Annotated in this window: 13 protein-coding genes, 9 tRNA genes and 1 rRNA gene; 22 read left to right on the forward strand and 1 reads right to left on the reverse strand. The window is 43.6% G+C overall.

From position 1 onward, the window contains the following. The first annotated feature begins 395 nt into the window (after positions 1–395). The 11 genes from rrf to rocF all read left to right on the forward strand — a co-directional run bounded on the left by rrf (position 396) and on the right by rocF (position 2,644). Positions 396–512: ribosomal RNA gene (gene rrf / locus AM506_RS20305) — 5S ribosomal RNA — on the forward strand. Between the two features lie 8 nt (positions 513–520). After that, positions 521–595: transfer RNA gene (locus AM506_RS20310), tRNA-Asn, on the forward strand. A 2-nt stretch (positions 596–597) separates the two neighbouring features. Further along, positions 598–670: transfer RNA gene (locus AM506_RS20315), tRNA-Thr, on the forward strand. Positions 671–689: 19 nt separating this feature from the next. Then, positions 690–764 (forward strand) — tRNA-Glu (locus AM506_RS20320). 40 nt (positions 765–804) lie between these two features. After that, a tRNA-Val gene (locus AM506_RS20325) sits at positions 805–880 on the forward strand. Between the two features lie 97 nt (positions 881–977). Beyond that, positions 978–1,053 (forward strand) — tRNA-Thr (locus AM506_RS20330). Between the two features lie 13 nt (positions 1,054–1,066). After that, positions 1,067–1,150 (forward strand) — tRNA-Tyr (locus tag AM506_RS20335). A gap of 68 nt (positions 1,151–1,218) precedes the next feature. Next, positions 1,219–1,293, forward strand: a tRNA-Gln gene (locus tag AM506_RS20340). A gap of 4 nt (positions 1,294–1,297) precedes the next feature. Then, positions 1,298–1,370, forward strand: a tRNA-Lys gene (locus tag AM506_RS20345). A 44-nt stretch (positions 1,371–1,414) separates the two neighbouring features. Continuing rightward, positions 1,415–1,490 (forward strand) — tRNA-Ala (locus AM506_RS20350). Between the two features lie 251 nt (positions 1,491–1,741). After that, entirely contained in the window at positions 1,742–2,644 is a 903-nt protein-coding gene (rocF, locus tag AM506_RS20355; protein WP_060674755.1) for an arginase, read from the forward strand. A 56-nt stretch (positions 2,645–2,700) separates the two neighbouring features. Here the strand turns inward: rocF and AM506_RS20360 are convergent, their stop codons facing one another. Then, positions 2,701–2,862 (reverse strand): aspartyl-phosphate phosphatase Spo0E family protein, encoded by a 162-nt coding sequence (locus AM506_RS20360; protein WP_034765819.1) that lies wholly within the window; start codon positions 2,860–2,862, stop codon positions 2,701–2,703. Positions 2,863–3,029: 167 nt separating this feature from the next. Between AM506_RS20360 and sigW the strand changes: the two genes are divergently transcribed. The 11 genes from sigW to galU all read left to right on the forward strand — a co-directional run bounded on the left by sigW (position 3,030) and on the right by galU (position 15,137). After that, the gene (gene sigW / locus AM506_RS20365; protein WP_060674757.1) at positions 3,030–3,593 is read left to right on the forward strand and encodes an RNA polymerase sigma factor SigW; all 564 of its coding nucleotides are present in this window, start codon (positions 3,030–3,032) and stop codon (positions 3,591–3,593) included. 15 nt (positions 3,594–3,608) lie between these two features. Then, positions 3,609–4,238 carry an anti-sigma factor family protein gene (locus AM506_RS20370; protein WP_060674759.1) on the forward strand — a complete coding sequence of 210 codons (630 nt, stop codon included), beginning with the start codon at positions 3,609–3,611 and terminating at the stop codon, positions 4,236–4,238. Positions 4,239–4,472: 234 nt separating this feature from the next. After that, the gene (gene cdaA / locus AM506_RS20375; RefSeq protein ID WP_060674761.1) at positions 4,473–5,309 is read left to right on the forward strand and encodes a diadenylate cyclase CdaA; all 837 of its coding nucleotides are present in this window, start codon (positions 4,473–4,475) and stop codon (positions 5,307–5,309) included. Continuing rightward, positions 5,302–6,543 (forward strand): CdaR family protein, encoded by a 1,242-nt coding sequence (locus AM506_RS20380; protein WP_060674763.1) that lies wholly within the window; start codon positions 5,302–5,304, stop codon positions 6,541–6,543. Before cdaA ends, AM506_RS20380 begins: the two co-directional genes overlap by 8 nt. A gap of 25 nt (positions 6,544–6,568) precedes the next feature. After that, positions 6,569–7,918, forward strand: a complete 1,350-nt coding sequence (glmM, locus tag AM506_RS20385) for a phosphoglucosamine mutase (protein ID WP_060674765.1) — start codon at positions 6,569–6,571, stop codon at positions 7,916–7,918. 504 nt (positions 7,919–8,422) lie between these two features. Then, the gene (gene glmS, locus AM506_RS20390) at positions 8,423–10,225 is read left to right on the forward strand and encodes a glutamine--fructose-6-phosphate transaminase (isomerizing) (RefSeq protein WP_060674807.1); all 1,803 of its coding nucleotides are present in this window, start codon (positions 8,423–8,425) and stop codon (positions 10,223–10,225) included. Between the two features lie 364 nt (positions 10,226–10,589). Further along, positions 10,590–11,324 (forward strand): YveK family protein, encoded by a 735-nt coding sequence (locus tag AM506_RS20395; RefSeq protein WP_060674767.1) that lies wholly within the window; start codon positions 10,590–10,592, stop codon positions 11,322–11,324. After that, positions 11,311–11,967, forward strand: a complete 657-nt coding sequence (locus AM506_RS20400) for a CpsD/CapB family tyrosine-protein kinase (RefSeq protein WP_060674769.1) — start codon at positions 11,311–11,313, stop codon at positions 11,965–11,967. Before AM506_RS20395 ends, AM506_RS20400 begins: the two co-directional genes overlap by 14 nt. A gap of 256 nt (positions 11,968–12,223) precedes the next feature. Next, complete coding sequence (locus AM506_RS23025; protein ID WP_060674771.1) at positions 12,224–12,403, forward strand: hypothetical protein; 180 nt, start codon at positions 12,224–12,226, stop codon at positions 12,401–12,403. Position 12,404: 1 nt separating this feature from the next. Further along, positions 12,405–14,234, forward strand: a complete 1,830-nt coding sequence (locus AM506_RS20410) for a polysaccharide biosynthesis protein (protein ID WP_060674773.1) — start codon at positions 12,405–12,407, stop codon at positions 14,232–14,234. A 15-nt stretch (positions 14,235–14,249) separates the two neighbouring features. After that, positions 14,250–15,137, forward strand: a complete 888-nt coding sequence (gene galU, locus AM506_RS20415) for a UTP--glucose-1-phosphate uridylyltransferase GalU (protein ID WP_060674774.1) — start codon at positions 14,250–14,252, stop codon at positions 15,135–15,137. The last annotated feature ends 7 nt before the right edge of the window (positions 15,138–15,144 follow it).

The following is a 15,144-nucleotide window of genomic DNA, read 5'->3' on the forward strand; positions in this document are numbered from 1 at the left end:
GGCGACATGTGGAGTTGACTGATACTAATCGATCGAGGACTTAACCACATTATAAAGCGGAGGCGGCTTGGCGACATGTGGAGTTGACTGATACTAATCGATCGAGGACTTAACCACATTATAAAGCGGAGGCGGCTTGAACAGAGACGACAAGCATTTCTGGGCAATCAGAAGAGGGTGCCTTTTACCCTCAGCTGATTGAACTGAAATGACCTCGAGTCTCTAGCCGCCGGAGCTGGATTGCTGTCTACTTGTAATAGTAGATACAACATTGGTCGATATTCGGCTTTCTTGACATCAATTCTTTATCTAGTTTTCAGGGAATAAATTTTCATTTATCCCTTGATTTTCACACAAAATATTATATAATAATATTTGTCATTGTAAGCAATATGTCTGGTGATAATGGCGAAGAGGTCACACCCGTTCCCATGCCGAACACGGAAGTTAAGCTCTTCAGCGCCGATGGTAGTTGGGGGATCTCCCCCTGTGAGAGTAGGACGTCGCCAGGCCAAATCATTCCGCAGTAGCTCAGTGGTAGAGCTATCGGCTGTTAACCGATCGGTCGCAAGTTCGAATCTTGCCTGCGGAGCCATTGCTTCCATAGCTCAGCAGGTAGAGTGCTTCCATGGTAAGGAAGAGGTCACCGGTTCGAGCCCGGTTGGAAGCTTTTATTTTTTTAATAAACCGGCCCATTGGTCAAGCGGTTAAGACACCGCCCTTTCACGGCGGTAACACGGGTTCGAATCCCGTATGGGTCACCAAAGTTTTTTGCGAAAGCAAAATAATTTACCTTTACATAACGGAGGATTAGCTCAGCTGGGAGAGCATCTGCCTTACAAGCAGAGGGTCGGCGGTTCGATCCCGTCATCCTCCACCAAAGATTTTTGCGCCAGCAAAATATCTTTCCTTAAAATACCACAGTGATACAACTTACCATTAAGTAGTATTCATTCTAAAATAACCCAATTATATATGCCGGTGTAGCTCAACTGGTAGAGCAACTGACTTGTAATCAGTAGGTTGGGGGTTCAAGTCCTCTTGCCGGCACCATTGTTTTCTAGCTGGAGGGGTAGCGAAGTGGCTAAACGCGGCGGACTGTAAATCCGCTCCTTCGGGTTCGGCAGTTCGAATCTGCCCCCCTCCACCATTTTGTATATTTCAGTGTAAAATGGACATCCTATAAATGTCCCTTTTTTATGCCATTCACGTAATTATTGGGCTATAGCCAAGCGGTAAGGCATCGCACTTTGACTGCGACATGCGTTGGTTCGAATCCAGCTAGCCCAGCCATTACGAGCCATTAGCTCAGTTGGTAGAGCATCTGACTTTTAATCAGAGGGTCGAAGGTTCGAATCCTTCATGGCTCATCACACATTTTCTCACATCTTTTGGTGTGGGAATTTCTCTATATGGGGCCTTAGCTCAGCTGGGAGAGCGCCTGCTTTGCACGCAGGAGGTCAGCGGTTCGATCCCGCTAGGCTCCACCATAGATATTTTGCATATGCAGAAATATCTATCCGCTAACGAAGCGAAAAAATCATCATACATACGACATGATTAGACCTTGAATCTTTTAGGAGATTCGAGGTTTTTTTGTTTTAACTAATATTCTTACATCCCATCACCCAAAATCCCTCTGTCCACGCATATATATGCACAATCCTGTCCAGTTGAGTCATCGGTCCTACTAGGGATACAATAGGGACAGGACGTAAATTTTGAATAGGGGGAATTTTTGATGAAAAAAAATATTTCAATTATTGGTGTACCAATGGATTTAGGTCAAATGCGAAGAGGTGTGGACATGGGACCGAGTGCCATTCGCTATGCAGGTATCGTTGAGAGACTTGAGAATCTCGGATACGACATCAAAGATCTGGGTGATATCGAGATTGGTCAAGCTGAGCGTGTACATAATAATCCTGATACAAATTTACGTAATTTGAAAGCGGTTGCTGAAGCGAGTGAAACGCTTGCCGGTAAGGTGAATGATGTCATTGGCAGCGGGGATTTCCCATTGATCTTTGGCGGGGATCACAGCATTGCGATTGGAACATTGGCAGGTGTTTCTCCTCATTATGAGAATTTAGGGGTGATTTGGTATGACGCCCACGGTGATTTAAATACGGGAGATACGTCTCCGTCCGGAAATATCCATGGGATGCCGCTGGCAGTGAGCCTCGGTATCGGCCACGAGGAGTTAACTGCTATCGGGCAAAGTTCTCCAAAGATCAAGCCTGAGAACATCGTCATCATCGGAGCGCGTTCTTTAGATGATGGAGAAAGAGAGTTAATTAAGGAGAAAGGCATCAAAGTGTATACGATGCATGAAATCGACCGTCTGGGTATGACAAGGGTTATGGAAGAGTCCATTGATTACTTGAAGGGAAGAACGGATGGAGTTCATCTATCACTTGATTTAGACGGGCTGGATCCAAGTGATGCCCCTGGAGTAGGAACCCCTGTCCTTGGAGGGATCAGCTACCGGGAGAGTCATCTGGCGATGGAGATGCTTGAGGAATCCGGATTGATTACGTCTGCTGAATTCGTGGAGGTAAATCCTATCCTGGATGAGAAGAATAAAACGGCTACGGTTGCCGTTGCGTTAATGGGCTCTCTTTTTGGAGAAAAGTTACTATAAAAAAATTCAAAAAAGGCTGAAACCCTCTATGGGTTCCAGCCTTCATCTATTTCCCTTCAATGGTGCTTGACCACTTGATATTGATTTAACAGATCGTCAAGACGAGTACTCAAATCAACTACTTGCTCATCGGCAAAGGAAGACTTTAATGCTAGTTCGACCATTTGGCGACGGCAGTCTTCAATTTGAAATAATAAATCATTCATTCTTCTCCTCATTTCGAGATCCTCCCGCAATAGAAATATTAGTTCCTTTATACCCCTTTTCTAATAAATGTAAACACATTTCCCTAAAAATTTGTTAGGATAATAATATAAAAAAAATTGAAACCTTTTGATAGGGTACTACGTATATAAATATAGCCGCATAGAGCGGAGGTTGTGAAATGGAAGCGTTAGTGAATAAACGGATAAAACAAGTATTGAAAGGTGATCAAAATGCCTTTGCAGAATTGGTCGAGCTTTATAAAGATAAAGTGTTCCAAATTTGCTTCCGGATGCTTGGGAATCGTCATGAAGCAGAAGATATCGCGCAAGAGGCATTTATAAGAGCATACGTAAATATTGAGACTTTTAATCAAAAGAGAAAGTTTTCAACCTGGCTGTTCAGAATTGCGACGAACCTTTGTATCGACCGGATCCGTAAGAAGAAGCCGGATTACTTCCTGGATGCAGAGGTGTCAGGAACGGAAGGATTGACGATGTACTCACAGGTGGCTGCTGATGTTCAGCTTCCGGAAGATGAAGTGGAGAATATGGAGTTGCAGGAGACCATACAGATAGAAATTTCCAAGTTACCGGAGAAATATCGTTCGGTCATCGTTTTAAAATACATTGAAGAGCTCCCGCTTCAAGAAATCAGCGAAATCCTGGATTTACCGTTAGGAACGGTTAAAACGAGAGTACATAGAGGGCGGGAAGCCCTCAGAAAACAATTACGATCACTGTAGAGAGGGTGAGTGAACATGAAGCCTTGTCCTGAAGAAATCATCGACTATATGCACGATTATTTAGATGGAGACTTAAATAGGGAAAAAGAGGAAACGCTGAAACATCATTTGCAGGAATGCAGCGAGTGTCAGCATCATTTTCATGAATTGAAAAAAGCGATTGCGTTTGTACAAAGCACATCTCATATCAGTGCTTCTGCTGACTTTACAGATAAAGTCATGGCGGGATTACCGAAAGAGAAGAAGAAGGTAGGGGTACAAAGGTGGTTCCGTCACCATCCGCTACTTACGGCTGCGGCTCTGTTCCTGTTCTTTATGACAGGAAGTTTCCTTACCTCCTGGAATGATGAAGACTTCTCATTTACGAAAAATACTAAATTAGTCGTTCAGGATCATACGGTTGTCGTACCTCAAGGGGAAGTCGTAAAGGGTGATCTGACCGTCCGGAATGGTGATGTGAAAATAGAAGGAAAAGTCACAGGGAACGTGACCGTCATCAACGGTAAGCAATATTTGGCTTCTGCAGGCAGTGTGACAGGAGAGATCCATGAAATCGATGAGGCGTTTGAGTGGCTTTGGTACCAGATCAAAAAAGGGGCTAAAGACACGTTGGATTGGGGAAATTCGCAACTTGAAGAAAAGTAGGATAAAATAGAGGGGATGGAATGTAAGGTCCGTCCCTAAAGGGCTGACACTTGTGATGTTCGTGTCAGTTTTTTTATGCAAAAACGTGAGTTTATGAATAGAAAAGAAAGAATCATGAAGCCGTGGGTGTCTTTCATTTGACAGTGATAAATATGCTATAATAGGAACGTTACGAAAATGGAGAAGCCACACATGGCGGCTTACGCTTTCGATTAAGCTATTGGAGGATGTAATATGCCGTTTATCGATATTTTTTCGGATTACTCCGCGCTGGATTATGTCTCTGATATAGTAGATATACTCGTTGTATGGTTTGTAATCTATAAACTGATCATGCTGATAAAAGGAACGAAAGCAGTACAATTATTAAAAGGTATTTTTGTCATCATCATTGTAAGGGGCCTGAGTAGTATCTTTGGTCTCGATACACTGGGGTGGATGATGGAACAAGCCCTCACATGGGGGTTCCTTGCGATCATCATCATCTTCCAGCCTGAACTCCGCCGGGCCCTCGAACAGCTTGGCCGGGGCCGCTTGTTCTCAAGGACAGGTATGCAGGAGGAAGAAGAGCAGGAGCAGATGATTGAATCCATGACAAAAGCCGTAAGCTATATGGCAAAGCGCCGGATCGGGGCCCTCCTTACTCTTGAGAGGGAAACGGGGATGAGTGATTATATTGAAACAGGTATACCCCTTGATGCGAAAATCTCGTCCCAGCTGCTCATTAATATCTTCATCCCGAATACACCACTCCATGATGGAGCGGTGATTGTGCAGAAGAATCAAATCGCAGCCGCTGCGTGCTATCTTCCGTTGTCAGAAAGTCCTTTCATCTCTAAGGAACTGGGAACGAGGCACAGAGCCGCACTTGGTGTCAGTGAAGTGACAGACAGCATCACCATCGTTGTATCGGAAGAAACGGGAGCTATCTCCATTACGAAGAATGGGGAGTTGCATCGCGACCTCTCTCTGGAGCGCTTCAGGGAAATTCTTACGTTAGAACTCATTGGCGATAAGACGAATGCTTCCTCGACAAAATGGAGCTTTAGGGGGAAGAAAGAAAATGGATAAATTCATGGAAAGCCGTTGGTTCATGCGCATCGTCGGACTCATGTTAGCCTTCATTCTTTATCTATCCGTGAACTTTGACGATATTCAGAAGACGGCCAACAATAGTAATGGAACGTCCCAGGATGCGATTGAAACGATTCAGGATGTCCCGCTTGAAGTCTTCTATGATAGTGAGAATTTGGAAGTGTCAGGTTTGCCGGATACGGTGAATGTGACCGTAGAAGGGCCTAAAGCTGTTGTACAGCAAACGAAAACCTTGAAGGACTTCCAAGTGTATGTGGACTTAAATGATATCGGGATCGGTGAACATCAAGTAGAAATCCAGATTCAAAATATTTCAGATAAATTAAAAGTGAAGTTTGATCCTCAATTTGCCAATATTTCCGTACAGGAAAAGGTCACGGAAGAATTCACAGTCGAACCTAAATTCAATGAGAGTATTCTATCGAATGGATATGAGGCAGAAGGGCTGGCCGTTGATCCGAAATCTGTGAAGGTGACAGGCTCGAAGGATGAGGTAGAGCGGATTGCCTATGTGATTGCAACACTTGATGTAGACGAAGAGATCAATGAAAATGTGACCAGGGAAGCCAGGGTGCAGGTGCTTGACCGTGAATACAACAAACTGGATGTCCAGATAGATCCTGAAGTGGTTGATGTGACCGTGTCAGTTGTGAATCCGAGTAAGGCCGTACCAGTCACCATTAAACAAAAGGGAAGCCTTCCGAAGGGTACTACCCTTGAGTCGATTTCAGTAGAACCTAAAGAGGCAACGGTCTTTGGAAGGCAGGATGTACTCGACACAGTGGAAGAACTCCTGGCAGAAGTCGATCTTTCCAAGATCACGAAGGATTCGACCATTACTGTGCCACTCGCCCTCCAGGATGGATTGAATAAAGTGGCTCCCGAAGAAGTGAAAGTCACGGTCGATGTAAACACAACCGAGGAAAAAAGCTTATCTGGAATCGAAATCAAACCTGAAGGATTGGCTGACGATTATGAATATACCATCATGGAACCGGAAAACGGTGTAGTGGATGTGGCACTGAAAGGTGAGAACGAGGAAGTGAGTAATGTTAAGAAAGAGGATTTCTCACTCGCTCTCGATCTTACAGGGCTCGAACCCGGAGAACATGAGGTAGAAATAGAAGCAGATGGGCCTGAGAATGTTGAATGGACCCTCTCGCAAAAAAAGGTAAAAGTAGAAATCAAAGAAAAGAACACATCAGCATAAGAGCTGTGAAAAGGAGAGAATGACAATGGGTAAGTATTTTGGAACGGATGGAGTAAGAGGTGTAGCGAATACAGAATTGACACCGGAATTAGCATTTAAGCTCGGACGATTTGGTGGATATGTTCTGACAAAGGATGCTACACGTCCCAAAATATTGATTGGACGGGATACCCGGATTTCCGGACATATGCTGGAAGGGGCTCTTGTAGCGGGACTTCTTTCAATAGGTGCTGAAGTGATGCGCTTAGGAGTGATTTCAACTCCTGGTGTCGCTTATTTAACGAAGGCGCTTGGAGCTCAGGCAGGGGTCATGATTTCAGCTTCTCATAACCCGGTAGCCGATAACGGAATTAAATTCTTCGGCCCGGATGGCTTCAAGCTTTCCGATGACCAGGAAAGTGAAATTGAAGATCTGTTGGATCAAACCGCTGACGGGCTTCCCCGTCCGACCGGCGCGGACCTTGGGCAGGTAAGTGACTATTTCGAAGGCGGTCAGAAGTATCTGCAGTATTTAAAACAATCAGTAGATGAGGATTTCGATGGTTTACATATTGCGTTAGATTGTGCACACGGTGCTACATCCGCTCTTGCCACTCACCTGTTTGCTGATCTGGATGCCGATATTTCCACAATGGGAGCATCCCCGAATGGATTGAACATCAATGAAGGTGTCGGATCCACTCACCCGGAAACATTGGCTGAGATGGTAAAAGAAAAAGGTGCGGATCTTGGACTTGCCTTTGATGGAGATGGAGATCGGATCATCGCCATTGATGAGCACGGTCAGATCGTCGACGGCGATCAGATCATGTACATCTGCGGCAAGTACTTAAAATCACAAGGGCAATTAAAACAATCTACAGTCGTATCTACGGTGATGAGTAACCTAGGGTTCCATAAAGGACTTGAAGAGAATGGCATCCAAAGCATCCAGACAGCCGTGGGGGATCGCTATGTCGTGGAAGAAATGAAGAAAAACGGCTATACACTCGGCGGTGAGCAGTCAGGCCATATCATCTTCCTGGATTACAATACGACAGGGGACGGCCTTTTAACAGGCATTCAGCTTGTGAACATCATGAAGGTGACGGGTAAATCACTATCCGAACTTGCCGGGGAGATGCAGAAGTTCCCTCAGAAGCTTGTGAATGTACGAGTGACGGATAAGCACCATGTCACGGATAACGAAACGGTGAAAACCGTCATTCAAAAGGTGGAAGAAGAAATGAACGGAAATGGCCGTATTCTTGTACGTCCTTCCGGAACAGAACCATTGGTGCGTGTAATGGCGGAAGCACCTACTGAAGAACTTTGTGAGCGGTACGTAAATGAAATCGTACAGGTCGTCGACCAGGAAATGGGTCTGAACGAATAGTTGATTTTTCATGCACAAGGGGTCAATACGTGTCTCTTGTGCATATTTAATTAGTAGAGTCCTTTGAAAGGGTTTATCACTGTTCTGTGTCGGGAACATGACAAAGGGATAACAACCTCTTGATGTTGTCAGATTTATATTGACGAAGGGAAACCCGCTGGTGTATGATGATTTTGTTTTCGTTTTTCAGATGAAATGGAAATGTGATTCAAGAAGGAAAGGTGGATTGAGGGTAAAAATCCTATAAAGCGCCAGGACTAAGCGATGGATACGTAAAGGATCGTTTAGTTGACGAGGTGGAGGTTTATCGAGTGTTCGGCGGATGCCTCCCGGTTCGTATGTGTCACCGGACCGAAAGTTTCTTTCTTAAAACGTTAAGGCAACTTAATGTACAAAGGGAAGAAAAAAGTGACCTAAAATACTAATGACAAACAGAGATAAGGGGGCAAGTTGTCCCCAAAAGAGTTCTTGCCCCCTTGCATGTTCAGGGAGGATATCGTAATTATGTGTGGAATTGTTGGATATATCGGAAGTTCAGATACAAAGGAAATTCTTTTAAAAGGTCTTGAAAAGCTTGAGTACCGCGGTTATGACTCTGCAGGCATCGCCGTTCAAAATGATGAAGGGATCCATGTCTTCAAAGAGAAAGGCCGTATTGCCGATCTTCGCGGTATCGTTGATGATAGTGTATCAAGCAACACAGGAATCGGTCATACTCGTTGGGCTACCCACGGTGTGCCAAGCCAGGTGAATGCTCACCCTCATCAAAGCAATTCAGGCCGCTTCACAATCGTTCATAACGGAGTAATCGAAAACTACTCCCAGCTTAAACGAGAATACCTGACAGACGTGACGTTCAAGAGTGATACGGATACAGAAGTCATTGTTCAGCTGATCGAGAAGATTGTAGAAGAAGGAAATACAGTGGAAGAAGCGTTCCGTCAAACGCTGATGCTTCTAAAAGGTTCTTATGCAATTGCCCTTTTAGATTCTGAAAACGATGAAACGATCTATGTAGCGAAAAACAAAAGTCCACTTCTTGTCGGTCTTGGAGAAGACTTCAATGTTGTAGCAAGTGATGCCATGGCGATGATTCAGGTAACGGATCAATACGTTGAGCTGATGGATAAAGAAATGGTCATCGTAACGAAAGAAAAGGTTGAAATTCAAAACCTGATCGGTGAAGTAATGGAGCGTGCTCCTTACACGGCTGAAATCGATGCCAGTGATATTGAAAAAGGAACATACCCTCACTACATGCTGAAAGAAATCGACGAGCAGCCGTTAGTGATGCGTAAAATCATCCAGGCTTACCAAAACGAGAACAACGAGCTTCACATCGATAAGCAGGTCGTCGGCGCGATGAAAGAAGCGGATCGTATCTACATCATTGCATGTGGAACGAGCTACCACGCTGGTCTGGTTGGAAAGCAATTCATCGAGAAGAGCGCAGGGATTCCTGTAGAAGTTCATGTAGCAAGCGAATTCAGCTACAACATGCCTTTACTTTCTGAAAAGCCATTATTCGTGTTCATCTCACAAAGTGGCGAAACGGCGGACAGTCGGGCCGTGCTTGTCCAGATCAAAGAGCTCGGGCATAAATCATTGACGATCACAAACGTAGGGGGTTCTACCCTGTCACGTGAAGCGGATTACACATTGCTTCTACATGCAGGCCCTGAAATTGCGGTTGCTTCAACGAAAGCCTACACAGCTCAGCTGGCAGTGCTTGCAATCCTTGCACATGTCGCAGGTAAAGCATGCGGAACCAACCAGGACTTTGACCTTGTTCAAGAACTGGGTATTGTGGCTACTGCGATGGAAGCACTATGTGACACGAAAGAAGAGTTTGAAGATATCGCGCGCGAATATCTTGCTACTACTCGCAACTGTTTCTTCATCGGCCGTTCACTGGACTTCTATGTAGGTCTTGAAGGCGCCTTGAAACTGAAAGAAATCTCTTACATCCAGGCAGAAGGATTTGCCGGAGGAGAGCTTAAACACGGTACGATCGCCCTTATCGAAGAAGGTACACCGATCGTTGCCCTTGCAACACAGGAAGAAGTAAACCTTGGTATCAGAGGAAATGTGAAAGAGGTCGTCGCTCGCGGAGCCAACCCTTGTATCATTTCCATGAAAGGTTTAGAAGACGAAGAAGATCGCTTCGTCATCCCGGAGGTTAACCCATTGTTAACACCTCTTATCTCTGTCATCCCATTACAACTAATCTCTTACTATGCTGCCCTGCACCGCGACTGCGATGTAGATAAGCCGCGTAACCTGGCTAAGTCAGTTACGGTTGAGTAAGGATTGAATAGAAGAAAACCGGTTGGTCCTAAAGGGCCGACCGGTTTTTTATATTCTTATAGGTAAAACTAGTACTAGTTATATCTAAAGTAGCATATACATTCAGCTATCTATACTTTTAACTGCTACTTGATACCTAAGGAATTTGTATTTTCTGAAAATAATGGTTGACATGTTCTTTATACAGAACTAAAATGAAAGAGGAATAGATTGGAAGAGAAATAAAAAGCGGAATTAGCTCGAATTATAAATTTATACATCGATTTTCCAGCAAGGACTCTTTTTTTGATCCGGTTGTTCGTTATAAAGAATTAGGTATTCTCTCATAATTGTTTCTAAAATTACTTCAATAAAGGTGGTTTCCATGGGAAGTTCAAAGCATTCAAACTATATGGTGAACAATGTCGCGAGAGAAATAAATTTAAGAGAGTATTATGAGGTCCTAAAAAAACGTATTTGGCTTATCATTCTTATCACATTCATTACCACGGTTGCCGGCTATGTCTACAACTCCTATACACAAACGAATCTTTATGAATCTTCCAGACGGGTAATCATCGGCTCAGACAGCGGAAATATGAGCACATTAATGGTTATGATTAAGGATCCGATCATTATGGAGAAGGTCAGGGATGAATTGAAACTTTCACGATCACCGGAAGGAATCGCCAATCAAATTACGGTGGCTCAAATTGATGATTCACAAGTCATCAAAATTTCAGCCGTTGATGCCGATCCTAAAGTAGCCATGGCGATTGTGAATTCCACTGCCAAACTTTTTAAAAGCGAAATTGCTACTATATTAGATTTCAAAGAGGTTCAATTATTATCCGAAGCAAAAGAAAATCCCTACCCGATCAATCCATCAGGGAATCGGATGACAATCATAGCTTTTGTCTTAGGAATGATAACATCTATTGGATTGGTATTTTTATTAGATTCACTGGATCAGACGATAAAAACGAATAAGGATATCGAAGAGTACTTGGATATTACCGTGCTTGGAAAGGTGTCTAATATGAATAAGAAGAAATTTGTCGTAAAGCGGAAATCTCAACCTGAAATGGAGTTAAGGGGTGACACAGTTGGCATTAAATAGGAAGAAACAAGTAAGTAAGATGAAACGAAGGCATCTTGTCACGTATTCTCATCCAGAATCGATTATTTCTGAACAGTTTCGCGAAATTAGAACGAATATGAAATTCATCAATAAAAGTGAGAGCAAAATCTTTCTCGTTACATCTCCCAAGGATGGGGAAGGGAAATCTACCATGGTCGCGAACTTAGCCGTTTCCATGGCGCAGCAAAAAGAGAAGATACTCGTCATTGATGCCAACTTGAGAGAGCCGATCATCCATTCGATCTTTAAAATCCCGAACGAAAAAGGACTGACCAATGTATTAACCGGTCATACGGCGTTAGAAGATGCACTCTATCAAACAGAGGTCAGTCGCCTGGAAGTATTGACAAGCGGTTCTTATTCCTTTAATCCGGCTGAATTATTAGAAACGCGGGGAATGAAGGAACTTCTTAAGAAGCTGGCTGAGTTATATGATGTTGTGCTGATTGATGCTCCCTCTGCAATAAAGTCCACTGAAACGAGAGTCATAGCCAATCAATGCGATGGCGTTGTACTGGTGCTGAATAAAGGGAAAACAGAGATCGAACTGGCGATTGAAACGAAAAAAGTGCTGGAACTGGCCCATGCCAAGATTGTTGGAGCCATTTTAAATGAAGGATAAAAATTTTTTAACTTAAATGTTCGTTATTAAGAATTTATTGTACGTTAATATTTTATCGGTGATGTCTCCTTTCCGTTATCCATGGAGGCACTCGGTCATGCTGTGGGTTGAATGAACCTTAGACGCTAAGTCGTCGATGGTGTGGTGTGAGGATGGGTTAGATGCCCACATTTTAATGTTTTTATGTAGGAGATCTTTCTTTCGGAAGATAGCGTACATAAGGACATTAATTAATAAAAGGAGATGGTATGAAGATATGATTCTATTAGATGAACAACCTAAATCAATTAAGAAAGCGATCAGGCATATAAAGCAGGATGCCTCAAAAGAACAGCTTAGAGAAATAAGAAAACTATTAGACTATGCTATTTATAAAAGATTGAAGGTACTCGATCCAAGAAACTGTAAAGCAATGAATGAAGGAAAGGAGGCATAACATGACCTACCGGCAGAGATTATCTCTATTCATTCTAGTTGATTCACTTATTGTCCTGACCGCTGTCTTCGTCAGCAAAATGCTGACCGGCTCCACCATCCAAGTCATAACCCTTCCTGTCGTCATCAGCTCTATTACAATGCTCATCAGTCACCAAATTTTTTCACTGAAACACAAACTCTATAAAAAAGCATGGGAATATGCAAGCATTGGGGAATTATTAATCATTTTTAAAGTAGTGAGCTATTCCGTGCTATCAGGAGCGATGGTTCAACAAGTCGCACTTCAGGAAATTCAATTTAGACTTCTTGCCGTTACCTGGATGCTTCACTTGATGCTCATAGGAGGTTCAAGATTTGTATGGAGGGTCTACCGGGACACCTTTATATCCATGGTGGATAATCGAAAACGGACGTTGGTGGTCGGAGCTGGAGCAGCCGGTACAATGGTAGCGAGACAGCTTCTAAAGAACGACGGGGATCTGGTCCCTGTTGCATTCATTGATGACAATATTAGAAAACAGAAACTGGACATATTAGGCATCCCGGTCGTCGGCGGCGTGGATCGAATTGAAAAAGCGGTAGCCCAATATGATATTGAACATATCATTATCGCTATCCCCTCTCTTAGCAAACAAGAGTTGAATACCATCTTCCAGGAATGCTTGAAAACCAAGGCGAAAACGCAAACCCTTCCAATGTTGGAGGATTTGATTACCGGTAAAATCTCTGTCAATCAATTCCGGGATGTACAGGTAGAGGACTTATTAGGCAGGGATACAGTTGAAATCGATATGTCCAGCATCTCTGAATATGTAACAAACAAAGTGGTCCTTGTTTCAGGTGCAGGGGGCTCAATAGGATCTGAGATATCCCGCCAGATTTCTCAGTTTAATCCGAAACAACTAATCCTTCTTGGACATGGGGAAAACAGTATCTATTCCATTGAGATGGAGCTGAAAGAAGTATTTGCCGGAAAGGATATTGAATTCATCCCTGTCATTGCTGATCTCCAGGATGAGAAGAAGATGATTCAAGTGATGAATGAACACACTCCGGATGTCGTCTATCATGCAGCGGCCCATAAGCATGTACCTCTCATGGAGCGAAATCCGGAAGAAGCTGTCAAAAATAATCTTATCGGTACAACGAATATAGCCAAAGCCGCAAGCTGGAGTGGAGTCAAAACCTTCGTCATGATTTCATCCGATAAAGCGGTGAACCCCACCAGTGTCATGGGTGCGACGAAACGATTGTCTGAAATGGTCATTCAGAGCATGGATCAAACAAGTTCAACGCGTTTTGTCGCAGTCCGATTTGGAAATGTATTAGGCAGCAGGGGTAGCGTCATTCCTTTATTCAAGAAACAGATTGAAAAAGGTGGTCCCGTAACGGTCACTCATCCCGATATGGTCAGGTACTTCATGACCATTCCTGAAGCATCAAGACTTGTCATTCAAGCGGGGGCCATGGCCCAAGGCGGGGAAATCTTCGTATTGGACATGGGGGAACCAGTGAAAATAGTCGATTTGGCAAAAAATCTGATCAAACTTTCAGGGCATTCCATCGAAGAAGTCGGACTGAAGTTTACAGGAATGAGACCAGGGGAGAAGCTATACGAAGAACTTCTAAAGGAAGAAGAGATTCACGAAGAGCAAATCTATCCGAACATCTATATAGGAAAAACCGCACATCTTTATTTAGAAGAAATCGATGAAATCATCGAAACCTTTAATGATATGGAGCGAGCTGCGCTAAGAGAAAAATTAGTTACGCTAGCCAATACAAAAGAAATCATTGAACCGAAGCCAGTCATGTCGATATCAAGCTAATAGGAGTGAGAATCAATGAAGGTTAGAAAAGCAATCATCCCCGCTGCTGGACTTGGAACAAGGTTTCTTCCAGCTACAAAGGCCATGCCAAAGGAAATGCTGCCGATTGTCGATAAACCAACGATTCAATACATAATCGAAGAAGCCATTGAGTCGGGGATTGAAGATATCATCATCGTCACGGGAAAGGGAAAAAGAGCCATTGAGGATCATTTCGATCATTCATTCGAACTGGAACAAAATCTCCTCGATAAAGGCAAATTTGAACTATTATCTGAAGTTCAAAAGTCTTCGAAACTTGTAGACATCCACTATATCCGTCAAAAGGAACCAAAAGGATTAGGGCATGCCATCTGGTGCGCCCGCAAATTTGTGGGAGACGAACCGTTCGCCGTCTTACTTGGTGATGACATCGTCAGAGCTGAAACCCCATGCCTCAAACAAATGATCAATCAATACAACCGATATCAATCGTCTATTCTGGGAATTCAAACAGTAAATAAAGAAGAAGTATCCCGTTACGGGATTGTTGACTCTAATCAAATCGGTGACCGGTTCTATGGAGTGAACGGGCTTGTAGAAAAACCGGCTAGAGAAGAAGCACCTTCGAATCTGGCGATCATGGGTCGATATATCCTTAGTCCGCGAATCTTCGATGTGCTTGAAAATCAGCCACCGGGAGCAGGAGGAGAGATCCAGCTGACGGACGCCATTGCCGAACTGAATAATCACGAAGCGGTATACGCCTATGACTTTGAAGGGACCCGTTATGATGTGGGGGAGAAAATGGGCTTTATCCAAACGACGATTGAATTCGCTTTACAGCGGGACGATTTGAAAGCCGGGTTGCTGGATTACCTATCAAATGTCATTGACAGGGAAGTAGCTAAGAAAGTGGAATGAGGTGAAG

This window comes from Rossellomorea vietnamensis, assembly GCF_001305855.1.
Classification (GTDB): domain Bacteria; phylum Bacillota; class Bacilli; order Bacillales; family Bacillaceae_B; genus Rossellomorea; species Rossellomorea vietnamensis_A.